This window comes from Exilibacterium tricleocarpae (genome assembly GCF_007004655.1).
Taxonomy (GTDB): domain Bacteria; phylum Pseudomonadota; class Gammaproteobacteria; order Pseudomonadales; family Cellvibrionaceae; genus Exilibacterium; species Exilibacterium tricleocarpae.
Map to the genome: position 1 here is coordinate 21,984 of NZ_ML660115.1, position 16,593 is coordinate 38,576.

Here is a 16,593-nt window from a genome sequence, read left to right on the forward strand (position 1 = left end):
CCAGCGGGTTCTGATCAGGCCTTGGCGTTGCGGCGGCGGATACCGATCAATCCCAGCACACCGATACCCAGCAACACCAGGGAATTGGGTTCCGGCACCTCGGCGAATTTTAGATTGAGATCCCAGTGATGGGATGTCATGCAACGGCCGTTATCAACCTGGTCACCACAGGACTGAACCCAGGCGGAGCCACCGAGTTCACCGGCATGCTTGGCATTGGCACCCAGGCCGAACTGGAAGGTATGGTCACCGACGAAGTTGTCGATATCGTATACCACCCCGTCAATATCGATGGTGCCGTCAATACCGGCAAAGAAATCCATTGTCAACGGATCATAGGGCGCACCGCCCTCGCGCTTGTAGTCGCTGGGATCGGCCAATGCATCCTGAAATCCGGTAAACATCAGGTCGATACTGGCAACCCGGTTTTGCGGGTTGACGGCGCTCGCTGCCAGTGTGGCAAACCAGTTGTCACTGTCGGCATCGTCATTGTAGAACGTGAAAGTGCCGTCGATGGAGAAGTAGTTTGCGCAACTGCCGCCGCCGAAGTCCCTGTTGGTCCACAGGCCGTGGGGCGCTCCAGAACAGTTGACGACGGAGGTATCAGAGACAGAATAAACCACCAGTGCCTGTGCGCTTAATGACAGCCCCATGCCGGCGATACATCCCAGCAGTACTTGTTTCCACGTTTTCATAACCTTACCTATACCAATTTACAAATTTATTTTAGGTCCGGGTCAGAAAGCAGGTTTCAAGCCAACTTGTTTTTTTGTTTAAAATCAATATCTTAGGGCAAACATAGTAAACTGTCTGTAAACTATACCGACGGTCACAAGCCCCCCTTGCACGGTGCCTAGTTCGCGGTTGACGATTTGTAAAACGCCGCTTTGAGACACCCAGGCGCCGTGGCGCGGTAACTTTCAACACCGCGAGGCGGTATCTTTAATTAAGGCTGGGGGCGGTATCCCCATAGCGCCAAGCAGCGGCCTTTGCAGCCAACGTAACAAATGCAACAAAGCCGCCATCTGTTGGTCCAACCCTTGTTTTACACAAGACCAATCATTACCTCAGGGGACTACAATGCGAAAACACACCCTTTCCACCGCCTGTTTGTGCCTGGCCCTGCTCGGCACCGCCTGCAGTAAATCGACACCGCCAGCCACTACCGATACCGGACAAGGCGCCACCGCTGAAGCTCTCGACACCACCGCAACAGTCAAAGTCGCCGCGCCCAGAGCCTACACCAGCGTCGAGGACACGGCACTTGGCGTCAATGAAAACGGCAAGGGTCTGGAACCGGGCACGCAGGTAACGGCGGTCACCATCGCCGATATTCACGGCAAGCCCTACCCCATCCAGCAAGCCTGGGCCGAGAAGCCGGCCCTGGTGATCTTCTACCGCGGCGGCTGGTGCCCGTATTGCAATATGCATGTGCGGGACCTCTCCCTCGGCTACCCGCAACTGCAGGCAGCCGGCGTGCAGCCGCTGTTGATCAGCGTCGATGAACCCGACAAGTCGGCAATGGTGGGCGCCCAATACGAAATCCCCTTTCCCGTGCTGAGCGATCCGCAGTTACTCGCACACGAAGCGTTTAACGTCGTCCTGGAGTTAAATGAGGAAACCCTGGCTAAATATAAGGAATACGGTATCGACCTTAAGGCCTGGAGCGGCGAGGGGCACAATAAAATAGCGGTGTCATCGGCGTTTCTGATAGACCAGTCGGGCACCGTGCTGTTTTCCCACGCGCCGAAAGACTATCGGTCCCGACCCAGCGTGGAGCAGCTCGTCGCGGTGGCCGAGGCCAGGTTGGCCGCCCGCTGAGTCAGCGGGCGCCGGCGCAACTATTCGTTGATCAGCTGGCGAAACTGCAGCGCCTCCAGGTGATGCTTGTTGAGCAGCTTGTAAAACTCGGAGCGGTTGCGCCGCGCCAGCTTCGCCGCCCGGGTGACGTTGCCGCAGGTCATGCGCAGCAATTCAATCAGGTACTCGCGTTCAAACTCGTCGCGGGCCTCGGCAAACGGCACCACGCTGTTGTTGTTGACATTGCTGCGCAGGGCCCGCTGCACGAAACTCTCGGTGACCAGCGGCGACTTACACAACACGGCGCACTGCTCCACCACATTGCGCAACTGCCGCACATTGCCGGGCCACTGGGCGCTCATCAGCGTTTTTAACGCCTCCGGCGCAAAACCGCCCGGTGCGCCGGTTTCGGTTTTCATCGAGTTCAGAAAGGTGTTGGCCAGCAGCGGGATGTCCTCGCGCCGGCGCGACAGCGGTGGAATCTCGAGAAAGACCACATTGAGGCGATAGTAGAGGTCCTCGCGAAACCGCCGCTCGGCCACCGCCTCCTCGAGATTCTGGTGGGTGGCGCAGATAATACGCACATCGATGGGAATCGGGTCATTGGCGCCCACCGGACGCACCTCCCGTTCCTCCAACACCCTCAGCAGCTTGGACTGCAGCTCCAGGCTCATATCGCCGATTTCGTCCAGAAACAGCGTGCCGCCGTTGGCGTTTTCAAATAAGCCCTGGCGGTTGGCAGTCGCGCCGGAAAAGGCACCTTTCACATGGCCAAAAAACTCGCTCTCAAACAGCGCCTCGGGAATGGCGGTGCAGTTGACACCGACGAATGCCGCCGCGCTGCGCAGGCTCGCTTTGTGGATAGCCTTGGCCAGCAACTCCTTGCCGGTGCCGCTGTCACATTGAATCAGAATGCTCGCTTCACTGCGCGCCGCCATCTTCGCCTCGGCCAGCAACTTCTCCATTTCCGCGTTGCGGGTGACGATATCCCCGCGCCACTCGGTGCCGCTGCCGCTACTGATTTCGACCCCGCTATCCAGGCTCAATTCGACCGCTTCCTGAATACTGCTGATCAGCGCATCGCCGTTGAACGGTTTGGTCAGAAAAGCGAAGACGCCGTCTTTGGTGGCGGCGACGGCATCGGGAATGGTGCCGTGGGCGGTCAACACAATGACCGGCAACAACGGGAAACGGGACTTGATCGCCTCAAACAGCGCCATACCGTCCATACCGTCCATCTGCAAGTCGGTAACCACCACATGGGGAAGCTGGCGGGACAGGCTGTCGAGTGCTTGCTGGCCGCCGCCGACGGTAGTGACATCGTAATCCGAGCGACGCAAACGAATGGCGATAAGTTTTAACAACCCCTCATCGTCATCCACCACCAGGACTCGCGGTGCATTCATGGTTTCGGCTCCTCGACGCCGTCGATCGGCATCGCTTTTCTCTCGCTGATTTTGCGTTCAATATCCTTGAGCGCATCCAGTTGTTGCTGCAGTTGCAGCCGCTGCTGCTGTTCGGCGCGCAAACTCTCTCGCTGTGCCGCATACTGTTGCAAATCGCGGGCTAAAAACCTGGCCAGGTCTTTGTAGTCGGCCGGGGTGTACAACTCTTGTTCCACCTCGCTCAACAATTGCTGGGCCCGCTTGCGGTTTTCAGCCTTGTGGGCCGCCTGCCCCAACAGATAAGCCAGGCACAGACGCCTGGCGGCGGTCGCCTCGATATGAAGCTTGGCATCCATCATCGCAATTTCGCGCTGTAGCGCCGCACCGGACAGGTTTCCGACGCGCACAAAATAGGCAATAAGCATCGCCAGGTTCTCGTGCGGCACGACCGGACTCTCGCGTTGTACGGGCAGATTCACCTGCGGCAACGGCGGCGGCACGGGATCGGCCGGGCGGCGCGGCCACCATTGACAACCCGCCAGCAACGGCAATACCACAGCCGCAATAACGACAATCCGCACCGCGCTGCTAGCTGGCATAGCTCAGATTTCCCCCCACACTGACAGGCAGAGTCACGCTGAAACGGGCGCCCTGCTCCACATCGACAAGTTCGATTCGACCGCGCAGGCGGGCCACAATTTCCTTCACGATCGCCAGCCCCAGGCCGCTGCCCCGCACCGGTCCAGAGGCGCGCTCGGCACCGCGGTAGAACAGGTCAAAAATCCGCGGCGCGTCCGCCGCCGCCACACCCGGCCCGTAATCCTGAATGATAATTTTCACGTCTTTATCCACTTTTTTTATCTCGAGACGAATAGCGCCCCCCGGCGGTGAAAACTTAATGGCATTGGATAACAGATTGTCGATAACCAGCCTGATTTGGGTCGGATTGGCCGCCATAGCCACCGACTCTATATCACTCTCGATCGTCAGGCCCTTCGCATTCAGCGCCAATCGGTGCGTGTCGGTCACGTTATCCACCAACGCTTGCAAGTCCAACGGTTGAATATCGCCACTCTCGGCAGTCAGCTCATTGAAACGCAGCAGATTTTCGATAAGGTGCTGCAACTGCAGGCTGCTGCTTTTCAACACCCGCACGATTTCACGCTGCTCGCCCGAAACACCCTCAGAGCTGTCCACCAGCAACTCCGCCGCCTCGCGGATGCTGGTCAGAGGCGTTTTCAGCTCGTGGGATATATTGCGCAAAAAAGCCTGCTTCTGTTGCTCGACTTCCAGCAGCTTCTGGCGCAGCCAATTCAGGCGCACACCGAGCGCCTTTAAATCGTGGGGGCCGCTGACCTCGACGCCGACCTTCAAACCACTCTCACCCAACTCGCGCACCGCGGTATCCAACTGGCGAATCGGCCGGGTAATCAATACCACAAACAGGATGCTGAGTACTACCGTTACCGGCAGTGCCAGCGATGCCTGCGCCAACAATTGCTGTTTTAACGTCGTCGCCTCCAGTGACAGCGAATCGGTCTGCCCCACCAACAGGGCGTCAGTTTCTGTGATCAGACTGCGCACCGCTGCGTGCAGCGCTGCGATCAGCGCTTCTGTGTCGGCGCCGGCCGATTGCGTCGACGCCGCGCGCAATGACTCGGACAGCCGTTGCTCATCGGCCACCAGCCGGTCGATTAAGTCCATGCGCACCTGGCCCAGTTCACTTTGTTTGAAACTGTTCAACAAATTTCGAAACTGTTCACTGTTACTTAAATAGACCTCGTGCAGGGCGCTGTCGGCGAGCACCTGAAACTGACTGGCACTGCGTTCCATGGAGGTCAGGTTATCGGCCAGAGCGCGGCTGGCGAGCGTCTCCTGTTTGACCTTGACAATGGCGTCCGTGTTCCTTTGCACCAGTTGATCGACCTGATACAGCGCCGTAAAAATCGCCCATACCAACGGCAGCGCCACAGCGATAAACGCAAACAGAATCAGTTGAACAATCGACAGCGAACGCACAACAGGCATGAGACCTACACACCTTTAGAACTAATTTCGGTAGACATTGCGCGATTATAACGCTGCAAGCAATAAAAAAATAAGTCGTCGCCTGGCGGCAACAATAGACCCGGTTCACAACTTTCGAAACTGCCCGGCACAAACATCAGCAACTTGGGGCTTTGCCAGCCACAGCAAGCAATGAGGTCGAATCTTTTATGTTGCTTATCGGCAACAGTTTTTTTGTTTTTGCTACCGGTCATCCTGGCCGGATATGGCTGCAGACCAGTGTTTTCGAGGGTATTTTTTAATTGGCACGGTTCTGGCAACAGCTCCTGTCGAAAGCAAAATATTTAATGCAACACTTAATCAACAAAGACCTGTCAGGAGATTTAAACCATGAAAAAACTTCTCGCACTTATCGCGTTTACGGGGATGTGTGGTTCTGTAATGGCCGGCGACAAGGGTGAAGTACCCGCGTTTACCGATCTGGACAAAGACGCCGACAGCTACATCAGCGCCTCGGAAGCCAAAGCCAGTGACTGGCTGGCGTCCAACTTCTCCAAGGCTGACACCGATGGGGACGGCCGACTGAGCCCGAGCGAATATCTGACGTTGATCAAAATGAGCGACAAAGACCGTTAAGGAGACCCCACCAGGGAGGGTGTTTTACTCTGTTACTCTGCTTGTATCAATGCAACACTTTTTACCGCCTTGTCAACAATGCCCTGCGCAAGGCGGTTTTTTTCTCTTTCGAATCTCACACTGAGCAGCCCTGAGAGTTATAACTGCTGGTTATTTGCAGCAATAGCCCTTATCCCACTCTTGCTAGATGGCATATCGGTGAAGAGGACGGCATCAAGGTGCCGGAATTTTGAGAATTATGCCCTTGTCCATATCTTTTTGCCCGGCCGGTCACTTGTCTTTCTGCCACGGTGACTTCTCATTCCCTATCTGCAGTTGCTCCGGCAGCGAATGCTCGCCGCCCCTGACAGCCGCGCCCAACTGATCAAAGTCAGCCCAGAGCACCCGCACTTGACGAAATGCCCGGCGGTTTTCGCGCCGCTGCAACCAGCGTCGCAGGCGTAGCTTCTCAGCGGCGTCCATATCACCGGCGTCCAGTCTGGCTATCCACCTGCAGGCCTGCTCGATTTCTGCAGACATCAATCCCCCAACAGCATCACTCGAAGGGGCGTAGTATGGCGACCGGACAAGATCAAATATTGTATAAAAATGCGCTTTTCGTCTGGGCTGAATCTGCACGGCATTCGGGCCGCTAAACGTTGCTGTTATCAATAGCAAGCCAAGATCACACCAGACACGACATCACGCGGCGATCTCCATTTAGCATAAATGCATGTAATCGATTGCCACAGCGGCAGGGTGAAAATTCTATAACCGGCGACCGGCTCGGTTAAGAATCGTTAAGAAAACCAGGCATCGATATACAGCGCCAGCGGTAAATGGTTTTATACTGCTGTCCCGTTACCGGCTTTGTACCGATTTACCGGTTTTGTACCAACTGTCTTGTTGTTTACAGTTAGCTGTGTTGCGCGCACTGCCACCGCAAGTTATTTTTCTCTCGACATAAGTTTTGTTTATCGAGCGCAATTCACAAAACTTGTAATTATCACGGCAAGACAACCCGATACCACGATTAAGGGAAACAAAATCATGGGTAGATGGCTATCAACTCTGTTGTTACTCACCGTCACCGGTGGCTTTGCGCAGGCAGCCACTGTCGACAATTTCAGCCTTTTGGACCAACACGGCAAAGCCCACGAGCTGTATTACCTGGCCGATAAAAAGGCGATTGTCATTATGGCGCAGGGCAACGGCTGCCCTATGGTACGCAATGCGTTGCCCGCTTTCGCCGAGATTCGGCAGCAGTATCAAAGTAAGGGCGTAGAGTTTCTCCTGTTAAATGCCAACCTGCAGGACCATCGCGCATCGATATTGAAAGAGGCAAAAGAATTTTCCATTGACCTGCCGATCCTCGTTGACGAGACGCAACTGATCGGCGCAGCGCTGGAACTGACCCGCACGGCCGAAGTGCTGGTTATCGATCCGCGCGACTGGACCATCGCCTATCGCGGCCCGGTGGACGATCGACTCCACTACGAACGCCGGAAGCCGCAAGCCCAGCAACACTACCTGCGCGATGCACTGGATGCCGTGATCGGCGGCAAACCGGTGGCCGTCAGTCGCCGCCACGTAAAGGGCTGTATCATTAACTTTCCCGAACGCGCCAACCAAAACCGGCATCAACAGATCAGTTACAGCAAAACGATCGCACCGCTGTTGATGGAAAAGTGCGTGGCCTGTCATACCCCCGGCGGCATAGGGCCCTGGGCCATGACCGACTACACGATGATTCTCGGGTTTTCGCCCATGATCAGGGAAGTCGTGCGGACCAAACGGATGCCACCGTGGCACGCCGACCCCCATATCCAACAGTTTCGGGAGGACAACAGCCTGTCTGTCGCCGAGACCCGCACCCTGATCCACTGGATCGAGGCCGGCTCTCCCCGCGGGAATGGACCGGACCCACTGGCCGCACTGCAAATGCAGGCCGACAAATGGCAACTGGGTGCGCCGGACCTGGTCCTGAAGCTACCCAGATTCGACGTTCCCGCCACCGGCATTGTGGATTATCAATATCCCTCGGTGCCCAATCCGCTGGACCGCGATGTCTGGGTCAAAGCCGTGGCGGTCAAACCCGGCGACAGAACGGTGTTGCACCACCTTATCGTCGGCTCGGCCCGGGAAAAACCCAAAGAAAACGATTTGGGAGCGGCATTTCGCAACTACCTGGTCACCTATGCCCCGGGTATGGACCCCTACCAGTATCCCGAGAATACCGGCGTGCTGGTGCCAAAGGGCGGCTATTTTTCCTTCCAGTCCCACTACACCACATCCGGTAAGGCAACCAGCGATGAGACTGAAGTCGGGCTCTACTTCTACGACAAACCGCCTGAAAATATGCTGCGCCACTACTCGATCGTAAACTTTTCTCTGCAAATCCCGCCCCATGCCGAAGCCCACGAAGAGGCGGCGTATTTTTATTTTGAAAACGATGCGACTATTTACAGCCTGTTCCCCCACGCGCACTATCGAGGCAAAAGTTCCCTGTTTGAAGTCGTGCACCCGGACGGCACCCGAGACCCGGTGTTATCGGTACCCAGCTACGACTTTAACTGGCAGCGCATGTACACACTGGCGCAGCCTCTGAAAGTGGCCGCCGGCACCAAACTCCTGCACCGAACCACTTACGACAATTCCGCTAAAAACCCCGCCAACCCGGACCCGAGTCTGACGGTAGGCTGGGGGGAGCAGTCCTTTGAGGAAATGCTGTACGGCTCGTTTATGTTTCAATGGGACGGCGAAACGCCGGACAACCCGGTACACAACCGCCGGCGAGTGCGCACGGCCATGGGCTTCGGGTTTCGCGATAAAGATATGAACGGGCGTCTCGAGCCCGACGAGTTGGTCGGCACGGACCACCAGCATATGACTGAAAATTTCGATAAGTTCGACAGCAACAGCGATGGCGGCCTCGATATGGATGAGTACCTCGACGCGCGCCGGCAGAAAGTCAGTGCCAATATCGAAGCCCGATCAGCACGGCAAAACGAACCTTAACCGGCGATAGGCAGGCGTGGGGGTTAACCGCCCTGGTCGGCATATTGCTCCAAACCCAGTTGCCTCAATACTGCCAGCGGCGGCCCCTCAAAGCTGGCCAGTGCCTTGTTGCCCAGGTAACCGATATCGGCCATCCCCTCCTCTGTGGTGTAAAAAGCCGTTGCCGTTAAGTCCCTGACTTTCTCAAAGAATATCGCCGCGGATTGATACGCCGGCTGCGCCGACTGTCTCCATTTGATGTCATCACAGATAGCCGTTACTTGAGCGGGGCTCAATTCGGTAAAGCGCCGCCCATAGCGCCTGCCTGCTTCACTCTGCAGCCATACCAAACCGCCGCGGACCAGGATGAGATCCCGTTTATTGTTTTGGTAAGGCGCACTGACCCATTCATTGATAAAGTCCTGGGCATCCAGGTCTCCCGCGCCCGGAGAGACAGCGTCTGCGGGGATAATGACATTGGCCAACGCTTTCAACGTTGTGAGCTCTGCACCGGTAAGCACCAAATCCCAGTGAATATCGGGGTTGAGCAAATCCGGGTCAAACGGCGTGCGCCGCGGTTGCGACGGCGGCGATACCGGTAACTCAGATTCAGGTCTGGGTGTCACCGCCCCGACAGCGGCAGTCGATGAGTCCGGCGCGCACCCCAACACCGGCACCGCCGCCGCAGTCGTTGCGATGATTTTCAACGCGCCCCTGCGATCAAGCTGTACCGGTTTATCAGTGATTTTATCGGCCATATTAAATATTCCTTTGTTTAAACTGCTCAATCACATAGTCGCTTGTGCGCCAGGCCAACGCCATAATGGTCAGCGTCGGGTTCTTATCGGCATTGGAGACAAACGGCGCGCCGTCAGTAACGAACAGGTTGGGCACCTCCCAAGACTGGCAATGCGCGTTCAAAACGGAGCGATTGGGGTGATTGCCCATCTGGGTGGTGCCGACTTCATGGATGATGGCGCCACCGTTATGGATCGCCTTGGCGCCATCGGTGTGGACTGTCGAGGTTGTTTTGGCACCCATACGCCCGGCGATTTCGGCAAACGTTTTTTGCATATGCACCGCCTGGTTCAACTCGTGGTCGGACCATTGCCAGTGAAACTTCAGGACCGGTATGCCCCACTGGTCGACCACGTCCGGATCGATTTCACAATAGCAGTCCTCGTTGGGAATCATCTCGCCGCGGCCGGAAAAGTACACATGGGACCCGTAGTAGCGCCGGCAGGCCTCCTTGAACGCTTGTCCGTAGGCACCCCCGGTAACCGCTTCCATACCGTTGAACGCGCCCGCACCCGGCATTCGTTTACCGCCGCCAATTTCAATATGATAGCCGCGGGCGAAGTTTAACTTGCCGGCCAACTGCTCCTTGTAGAGCCACCAGGGCATATACATATGCATGCCGTCGGCACCTTCTTCATTGTGCGGCGGCAGGTTTTCCAGGGCGGGAATCTGCGCACTGAGACCGGCGCCGACAGTATCCATCAGGTATTTGCCGACCAGACCGCTGCGATTGGACAGGCCGTCCGGGTGCCGGGCGCTCTTTGAGTTTAAAAATATGCGCGCGGTTTCTGCGGCGCTGGCCGCGACAATGACAGCCCGCGCTGTAGCCCGTTGTTCCAGGCGCGTTGTTTTATCGATATAGATCACACCTGTGGCTTTACCATCGGGCCCCACAGTTACCTCGCGCACCATAGCATCGGTGACAATGTCCAGGTTACCCGTGGCCAGGGCCGGAGGAATCAAAACCGTGGTCGACTGAAAGTTAGCCTTGATAGCGCAACCGCGGCCGCAGCCGGTGGCATAAAAGCAAGCGGCGCGCTCCTGCATGGACTCCCGCGTTACCCGCTGTGCCAGTTCGTTGTGCGGGAACAATTGCGGCGCGATTCGCTCGTGGTCCAGGCGCCGGGTCAAAATGGCCAGGTGTGCCGGTATCACGGGAATACCGAGCGGTTTGCAGGCCTCTTTTATCAGCAATTCATAGGCGCGCGGCTTTGGCGGCGGCAACAGCACGCCGGGGGAGGAATCCGGCGTGTTTTCCAGCCCTTCGTTACTGCCGTAAACGCCGATCAACATCTCTGTTTTATCGTAGTAAGGAGCCAGGTCCTTGTAGGCAATGGGCCAGTCGAAGCCCAAACCGTCGCGGCTGTAGGGCTTAAAATCGTACTCGCCCATCCGCAGCGAGATGCGCCCCCAGTGATTGGTGCGACCGCCGAGCATACGCGCCCGCCACCAGTCCCATCTGCGCCCCGGTTGATCGCTTGCCTGGGTATAGGGTTCACCCGGAACCTGCCAGCCGCCGTCCACTGTGGCATCATAAAATCCGAAGGGCTTCTCCGGTGTGCCCGCACCTCTTAACGGCGCGTCTTTGGGAAGATTGAACATGGGCGTTTCAGTGACGGGATCGTAATCGCGACCGGCTTCCAGCATCAGCACCTTTAAACCCGCCATAGCCAGAACATAGGCAGCCATACCGCCTCCCGCACCGGACCCGACAATCAGGGCATCGTACTCTTTTTTATTGCTCGATGATTGCAAAGAGATATCCTCCACTCTAACGACTCTAATCGGCTAATTCGTTAAAACGAAAATCCTAGTGCTTCGAACAAAAAATATTCCCACTTCGGTGGCACTTAGGTTTCGATCCGGGGGGGGGCGCCTAGCCCATAGCCCTTCGGGGCCGGATCGGTTAAGGACACCAAAACCCGTTTTCAACTCAATCAAGATGCGGCTCATAGCAGGCTGTCACTGCCGGGGGCGTTTACGACTGTTTATAAGCCCTCACCTGCCAACCGGGTTAACAACGCCTGCGTCGCCCGTACTCCTTTATCTTCATCGGCGTCGGGACCCTCGTATTCGATACCGATGTAACCGCGATAGTTATTGTCCCGAACGATCTTGAGCATCCGTCGAAAATCGATGGTGGTTTCATTGCCATTTTCATCAAAGTCAAAACTCTTGGCACTGACACCTTTCGCGAAAGGCATTAGATCTTTCATTCCCTGATAACGGTCATAGTCACCGAAATTGCCGAAGTCCGGCAAAGTCCCGCAGTTTTTCATCGCGACCTGCCGAATCACATGGGCCAGATATTGGCCGTTTGAAGAATATCCACCGTGGTTCTCGACAATAATATTGACAGCGTGGTCTTTCGCAAACTCCGACAATCGGCTCAGCCCCTCGATGGCCGCCAGTTTCCAGTCTGCCACAGAGGACTGGCCAGCCAAATTGACGCGCAGGGAATGGCAACCGAGATAATTTGCCGCGCTCACCCATTTGTAATGACGCTCTACAGCCCGGCTCCTTTCCTTAACGTCGGTGCTGGCCAGGGGGCCTTCCGCATCCACCATGATCAATAGATTCTTTACACCATTATCCTGAGCCCGTTCTTTCATCGCCTGCAGGTAGTTTTTATCCTCGGCCCGATCTTTAAAAAACTGGTTTACATACTCCACAGCATCGATATCAAAGTCCCGCTTCACCTTGGCGGCAAAATCAAGGGGCTTTAATTTGCCGCTGCGAATCTGCCGGTGCAATGACCATTGCGCAACCGATATTTTAAAAAAAGGTTCGCGGCCAGATACTTTTGCCGATGCAGCAAATGCCGGCAACAAAGTGCCGGCCACACTCAGCGTTCCAACCGTTTCGATAAACTGTCTTCTTTTCACCGCGTCACCTCAATGATTAACAAGCGATTAAAGCCTTTTGCTGCTGCCTCTCGTAAACCGGCCGCCGCAGGCGCCATGTGTCAAACAGTTATGAGACAGCTTGCAGGCGTCCTCCACGGCGTTCCCACCACCAAATAGCGGCAAATACCGGCAATAAAAACAGAGGAATGATCGCCACTGACCGAAAAGACGCCACCGAGGCCTGTATCAATACGGCGTCCAGATCGGGCCCGGACAACCGTTCGAATGCCGCCAGTCCGCCGGCGGCTTCGACTTTTGCCTGGTCAAATATACGTCCCATCATCGGTAGCACAAACTGTATTGACATACCGCCGGCAAAACCCAACAACCCCAGGAACAATGCACCGCCGCGACGGAAACGATCGGCGACACAAGCCAGCATGGTCGGCCACATAAAACACACGCCGAGGGCCCATACCGTCGCCGCCAGAAAACCTGTTAACGGTGAACGGGCCAGGCTCAGGCAATACAAACCGATCGCTGCCAGTAAACTGCTGAACCACAAGACGCCGATGGGCGACAGGCGCTCGGCCAGGGCGCCGGCGAAATGCCGCATCACAAACATCAAACTGCTGACGTAGATCAACAAAATGATTCCCTCCATGCCAACCACCCGGGACAGGGTGAGATCTACCCACTGCCCGGGTGCCAATTCCGCCGCGGCGGTCATCCACATGCAAATCCAAAACAGTATAAACAGCGGTTGCTTACCCACTTCTTTGAACATGTCGGCATAACTGATGCCGGCGGCGACCCTTTCAGTAACGGGAAATTCAATCGTCGATACCAGATACACCATAACAACTGCGGGACCGGCGAGAATCAGCAGGTTCAGTTGCCAGGGCAGGCCCATCTTGGCAACGAACACCCCGCATAAACCGCCGACCACGATACCGGCAGGCCACCAGGCGTGCAGCACATTGAGGCGGTGAGTTTTGTTGTCCGGGTCCACCGCCGCCACCATCGGGTTGCTGGCGGCCTCCACTGCGCCCCACCCCAAGCCCGTCAACAACATACCGGCCAACACCAGGGTGGTTACTGTATCGGACACGGGCATCAATGAGGCACTGAGGATCAAAACGCTGCCGAGAATATAGCCAGCGGCGGATAGCAGCAGCATGCGTTTGGCGCCCATTAAATCCACCAGCGCGCTGCCAAACAACAGCGTAAAAGCAAACCCGGTAAACGTCAGGCCCAGTGCTTCACCCACCATGGCGGCAGATCTTGAAACATCGATCAGATCGTAGATATCGGTCTGCAAATCACCGGCGATAGTGGCCCTGACGGCAAAACCCAGACCGATCATAAAGATCGACAAATTGCCAATCAGGAAAAGACGCTTATGGTGCAACGGTTGATTCGACGCCACCATCGTAGACCTCCCTCGCAAATTTATTTTTTTCGTTTTTCCAAGATACTACTACTCTGACCAGTAAATTTTTTCACCCAAAACGGGTCTGGTGTCCTTAACCAGTCCGGTCTCGATCCGGGCATAGCCCTTCGGAACACGCCATGAATACATCCCTGCAGGCTCTGCGCCAGCATCCCTGCTGGCGCAGGTCCCGAAGGGCTATGCCCGGATCGAGACCTAAGTGCCACCGAAGTGAAAATACTTTCTGGTCGGAGCACTATCAATCCGGATTAGCAACTTAACGTGCTTTTGAATACGGATTGCGACGGCGGAATAAAATGCGTGTTTACCCCGCCATAGCGATACTCAAGTACCGAGCCCTAAAATTCTTCTGTTTTTGGCACTGTCAGTCTCACCGCCGGCAAAGTCATCGAAGTCATGCTCGGCGACCCGAATCAGATGATCGGCAATAAACTTCACACCTTCCTCAGCACCCTGTTCGGGATGTTTCAAGCAACACTCCCACTCCAGTATCGCCCAGTTTTCATAGCCGTATTGCGTGAGCTTGCTGAAAATAGCCCGAAAGTCTATTTGCCCGTCACCCAGGGAGCGGAAGCGTCCGGGGCGATCGATCCAGGCGCTGTAGCCGCCGTAGACACCGGCTCTGCCCGACGGCCGAAATTCTGCATCTTTGACATGAAAAGACTTAATCCTGTCATGATAGATATCGATAAATGCCAGATAGTCCAGTTGCTGCAGCAGGAAATGACTCGGGTCATATAAAATATTAACCCGCGGATGATCATTTACCGCTGCTAAAAAACGCTCAAAAGTTACTCCGTCATGCAGGTCTTCTCCCGGGTGGAGTTCATAGCAGATATCGACACCCGCTGCATCGAAGGCGTCGAGAATCGGCAACCACAGCTCTGCCAGCGCCTTAAAGCCGTCTTCGATCAGATTTTCAGGCCGCTTCGGCCAGGGGTAAAAGGTATGCCACAACAAAGCACCGGAGAAGGTGGCATGACTCTTTAAACCCAAAAACGCACTGGCCTGCGCCGCCTTTAACAGCTGCGACCTGGCCCACTGAGCGCGCGCTTTGGCATCGCCCTGGACGGCGCTCGGCGCAAATGCATCCAGCATATCGATATAGGCCGGATGGGCGGCGACCAACTGCCCCTGCAAATGCGTAGACAGCTCGACCAGTTCGACACCCGCGTCTCTGCAGATGCCGATCACTTCTTCACAATAAGCCTGGCTGCTCGAGGCTTTATCGAGATCAAAAATTCGCTTGTCCCAGGTGGGAATCTGCACGCCTTTATAGCCGAGCCCGCCCGCCCAGGCAGTCATCTCGCGCAGTGAAGTCGGCCGTTCCTTAGGCGGTAAGAATTGCGCCAGGAATATTGCCGGTCCCTTTACTCTGGATTGACTCATTTACTCGTTCTCTGACACTGACTGAAACCGTTTTTTGCTTATTGACTAGGTGACCAGATCGCCCAGCCTTACCCAGGTGGAATGATTGCGGCTGCTTTCCAGCACCGCCCGCACAAACAGCATCCCCCTGACGCCTTCATCTATGGAGGCAAAGGACGGATATATCGCCGTTGACCCGTGCTTGATCGCGCGGGCAAAATCCCGATAAATATTGGCAAACGCCTCGATATACCCCTCCGGATGCCCTGCGGGCGTTCGACAATAAGCCCTGGCATCCCGATGGAGGTAATCGCAATTGACGCCGGCTTTGAGAACCTGCGCCGGCTGCCCCCTGCGTTTGAGCACCAATGCATTGGGCGTTTCCTGCCGCCAGGCGAGTGAGCCCAGATCGCAATAGACTGAAATTTGCAAATCATTGCCCTCGCCCGCGCAGATTTGACTCGCCGTCAGAGTACCGCGGGCACCATTGGCCATGCGAAACAGCACGGCGCCGTCATCGTCCAGAACCCGGCCGTCGACGTAAGTGGTTAAATCCGCGCACAGTTCGGTGATATCCACACCTGTTATATGTTCAGCGAGATGATGGGCGTGGGTGCCGATATCGCCGAAACAACCACTTTCACCGGATTTCTGCGGGTCGGTGCGCCACTGCGCCTGGGGGCTGGCACAGGTGTCGCCGGCATCGGCCAGCCAGCCCTGGGGATAGCTGACGGTCACGCGGCGCACGCCCCCCAGTTCTCCCGCCGTGACCATAGCGCGGGCCTGGCGCACCAGGGGATAGGCCGCATAGGTGTGAGTCAAACCAAAGAGTCCGCCGGCGCTGTCCACCTGTTGTTTCAATGCCAGCGTCTCCTCCAGATTGAGCGCCGCAGGTTTATCACAGAGCACGTGAAACCCGCGCCGCAACGCCGCTTCCGCAATGGGAAAATGCAGGTGGTTAGGGGTGACTATGGCAACAAACTGCATACGCTGGTCCGCGGCCAACCCGGCTTCGGTCTCGAGCATGGTTTCATAGTGTGGATAGGTGCGCGACGCTGCCAAGCCAAGCTGCGCACCGGCCCGCCGGCCGCGCTCAGGATCACTGGAGAAGCAACCGGCCACCAGCTCTATCTCGCCGTCCAGGGCGGCGGCCATCCGGTGAATCGCGCCGATAAACGACCCCTCACCGCCGCCGACCATGCCCATGCGCACCTTTTTGTTCATGCAGTATCTCTAGAGTTGAATGCTGAAATCCACGCTCGAAGCCCGGCGCAGGCGTCGGCTGAAGCGACTTTTAAGGATTGCCCTGCCTGTGACAGCGGGA

14 protein-coding genes are annotated in these 16,593 nt (G+C 56.3%); 3 read left to right on the forward strand and 11 right to left on the reverse strand.

What is annotated here, in order from left to right; genetic code table 11:
* Positions 1-14 precede the first annotated feature (14 nt).
* Positions 15-695, reverse strand: coding sequence for a PEP-CTERM sorting domain-containing protein (locus tag FKG94_RS26810; protein WP_142930031.1), 681 nt, complete (start codon positions 693-695; stop codon positions 15-17).
* Between the two features lie 385 nt (positions 696-1,080).
* Between FKG94_RS26810 and FKG94_RS26815 the strand changes: the two genes are divergently transcribed.
* The gene (locus FKG94_RS26815; RefSeq protein WP_142930032.1) at positions 1,081-1,821 is read left to right on the forward strand and encodes a peroxiredoxin-like family protein; all 741 of its coding nucleotides are present in this window, start codon (positions 1,081-1,083) and stop codon (positions 1,819-1,821) included.
* 20 nt (positions 1,822-1,841) lie between these two features.
* Here the strand turns inward: FKG94_RS26815 and FKG94_RS26820 are convergent, their stop codons facing one another.
* The 3 genes from FKG94_RS26820 to FKG94_RS26830 are packed head-to-tail and all read right to left on the reverse strand — an operon-like array spanning position 1,842 to position 5,213.
* A complete protein-coding gene (locus FKG94_RS26820; protein ID WP_142930033.1) occupies positions 1,842-3,206 on the reverse strand; it encodes a sigma 54-interacting transcriptional regulator in 1,365 nt (454 codons plus the stop codon).
* Positions 3,203-3,784 carry a hypothetical protein gene (locus FKG94_RS26825; protein WP_142930034.1) on the reverse strand — a complete coding sequence of 194 codons (582 nt, stop codon included), beginning with the start codon at positions 3,782-3,784 and terminating at the stop codon, positions 3,203-3,205. The genes FKG94_RS26820 and FKG94_RS26825 overlap by 4 nt, the downstream gene beginning before the upstream one ends.
* Positions 3,774-5,213, reverse strand: coding sequence for a HAMP domain-containing sensor histidine kinase (locus FKG94_RS26830; RefSeq protein ID WP_142930035.1), 1,440 nt, complete (start codon positions 5,211-5,213; stop codon positions 3,774-3,776). The genes FKG94_RS26825 and FKG94_RS26830 overlap by 11 nt, the downstream gene beginning before the upstream one ends.
* 369 nt (positions 5,214-5,582) lie before the next feature.
* On the opposite strand from FKG94_RS26830, the gene FKG94_RS26835 reads away from it, so the two are divergent.
* Positions 5,583-5,828, forward strand: a complete 246-nt coding sequence (locus FKG94_RS26835) for an EF-hand domain-containing protein (protein WP_142930036.1) — start codon at positions 5,583-5,585, stop codon at positions 5,826-5,828.
* A 270-nt stretch (positions 5,829-6,098) separates the two neighbouring features.
* On the opposite strand, the gene FKG94_RS26840 is transcribed toward FKG94_RS26835, so the two are convergent.
* Complete coding sequence (locus FKG94_RS26840) at positions 6,099-6,347, reverse strand: DUF4880 domain-containing protein (RefSeq protein WP_142930037.1); 249 nt, start codon at positions 6,345-6,347, stop codon at positions 6,099-6,101.
* A gap of 510 nt (positions 6,348-6,857) precedes the next feature.
* Between FKG94_RS26840 and FKG94_RS26845 the strand changes: the two genes are divergently transcribed.
* Complete coding sequence (locus FKG94_RS26845; RefSeq protein WP_142930038.1) at positions 6,858-8,825, forward strand: redoxin family protein; 1,968 nt, start codon at positions 6,858-6,860, stop codon at positions 8,823-8,825.
* Positions 8,826-8,848: 23 nt separating this feature from the next.
* On the opposite strand, the gene FKG94_RS26850 is transcribed toward FKG94_RS26845, so the two are convergent.
* From FKG94_RS26850 to FKG94_RS26875, 6 genes are all read right to left on the reverse strand, one after another.
* The gene (locus tag FKG94_RS26850) at positions 8,849-9,562 is read right to left on the reverse strand and encodes a gluconate 2-dehydrogenase subunit 3 family protein (protein WP_142930039.1); all 714 of its coding nucleotides are present in this window, start codon (positions 9,560-9,562) and stop codon (positions 8,849-8,851) included.
* A gap of 1 nt (position 9,563) precedes the next feature.
* On the reverse strand, positions 9,564-11,357 hold the full coding sequence (locus tag FKG94_RS26855) for a GMC oxidoreductase (RefSeq protein ID WP_246125429.1): 1,794 nt from the start codon (positions 11,355-11,357) through the stop codon (positions 9,564-9,566).
* Positions 11,358-11,590: 233 nt separating this feature from the next.
* Positions 11,591-12,487, reverse strand: a complete 897-nt coding sequence (locus FKG94_RS26860; protein WP_142930040.1) for a sugar phosphate isomerase/epimerase family protein — start codon at positions 12,485-12,487, stop codon at positions 11,591-11,593.
* A gap of 88 nt (positions 12,488-12,575) precedes the next feature.
* Positions 12,576-13,880: an MFS transporter gene (locus FKG94_RS26865; protein ID WP_246125431.1), complete on the reverse strand. Its 1,305-nt coding sequence runs from the start codon at positions 13,878-13,880 to the stop codon at positions 12,576-12,578.
* 345 nt (positions 13,881-14,225) lie between these two features.
* Positions 14,226-15,290, reverse strand: a complete 1,065-nt coding sequence (locus tag FKG94_RS26870) for a sugar phosphate isomerase/epimerase family protein (RefSeq protein WP_142930041.1) — start codon at positions 15,288-15,290, stop codon at positions 14,226-14,228.
* A 45-nt stretch (positions 15,291-15,335) separates the two neighbouring features.
* On the reverse strand, positions 15,336-16,493 hold the full coding sequence (locus tag FKG94_RS26875; protein ID WP_218943658.1) for a Gfo/Idh/MocA family protein: 1,158 nt from the start codon (positions 16,491-16,493) through the stop codon (positions 15,336-15,338).
* Positions 16,494-16,593 lie beyond the last annotated feature (100 nt).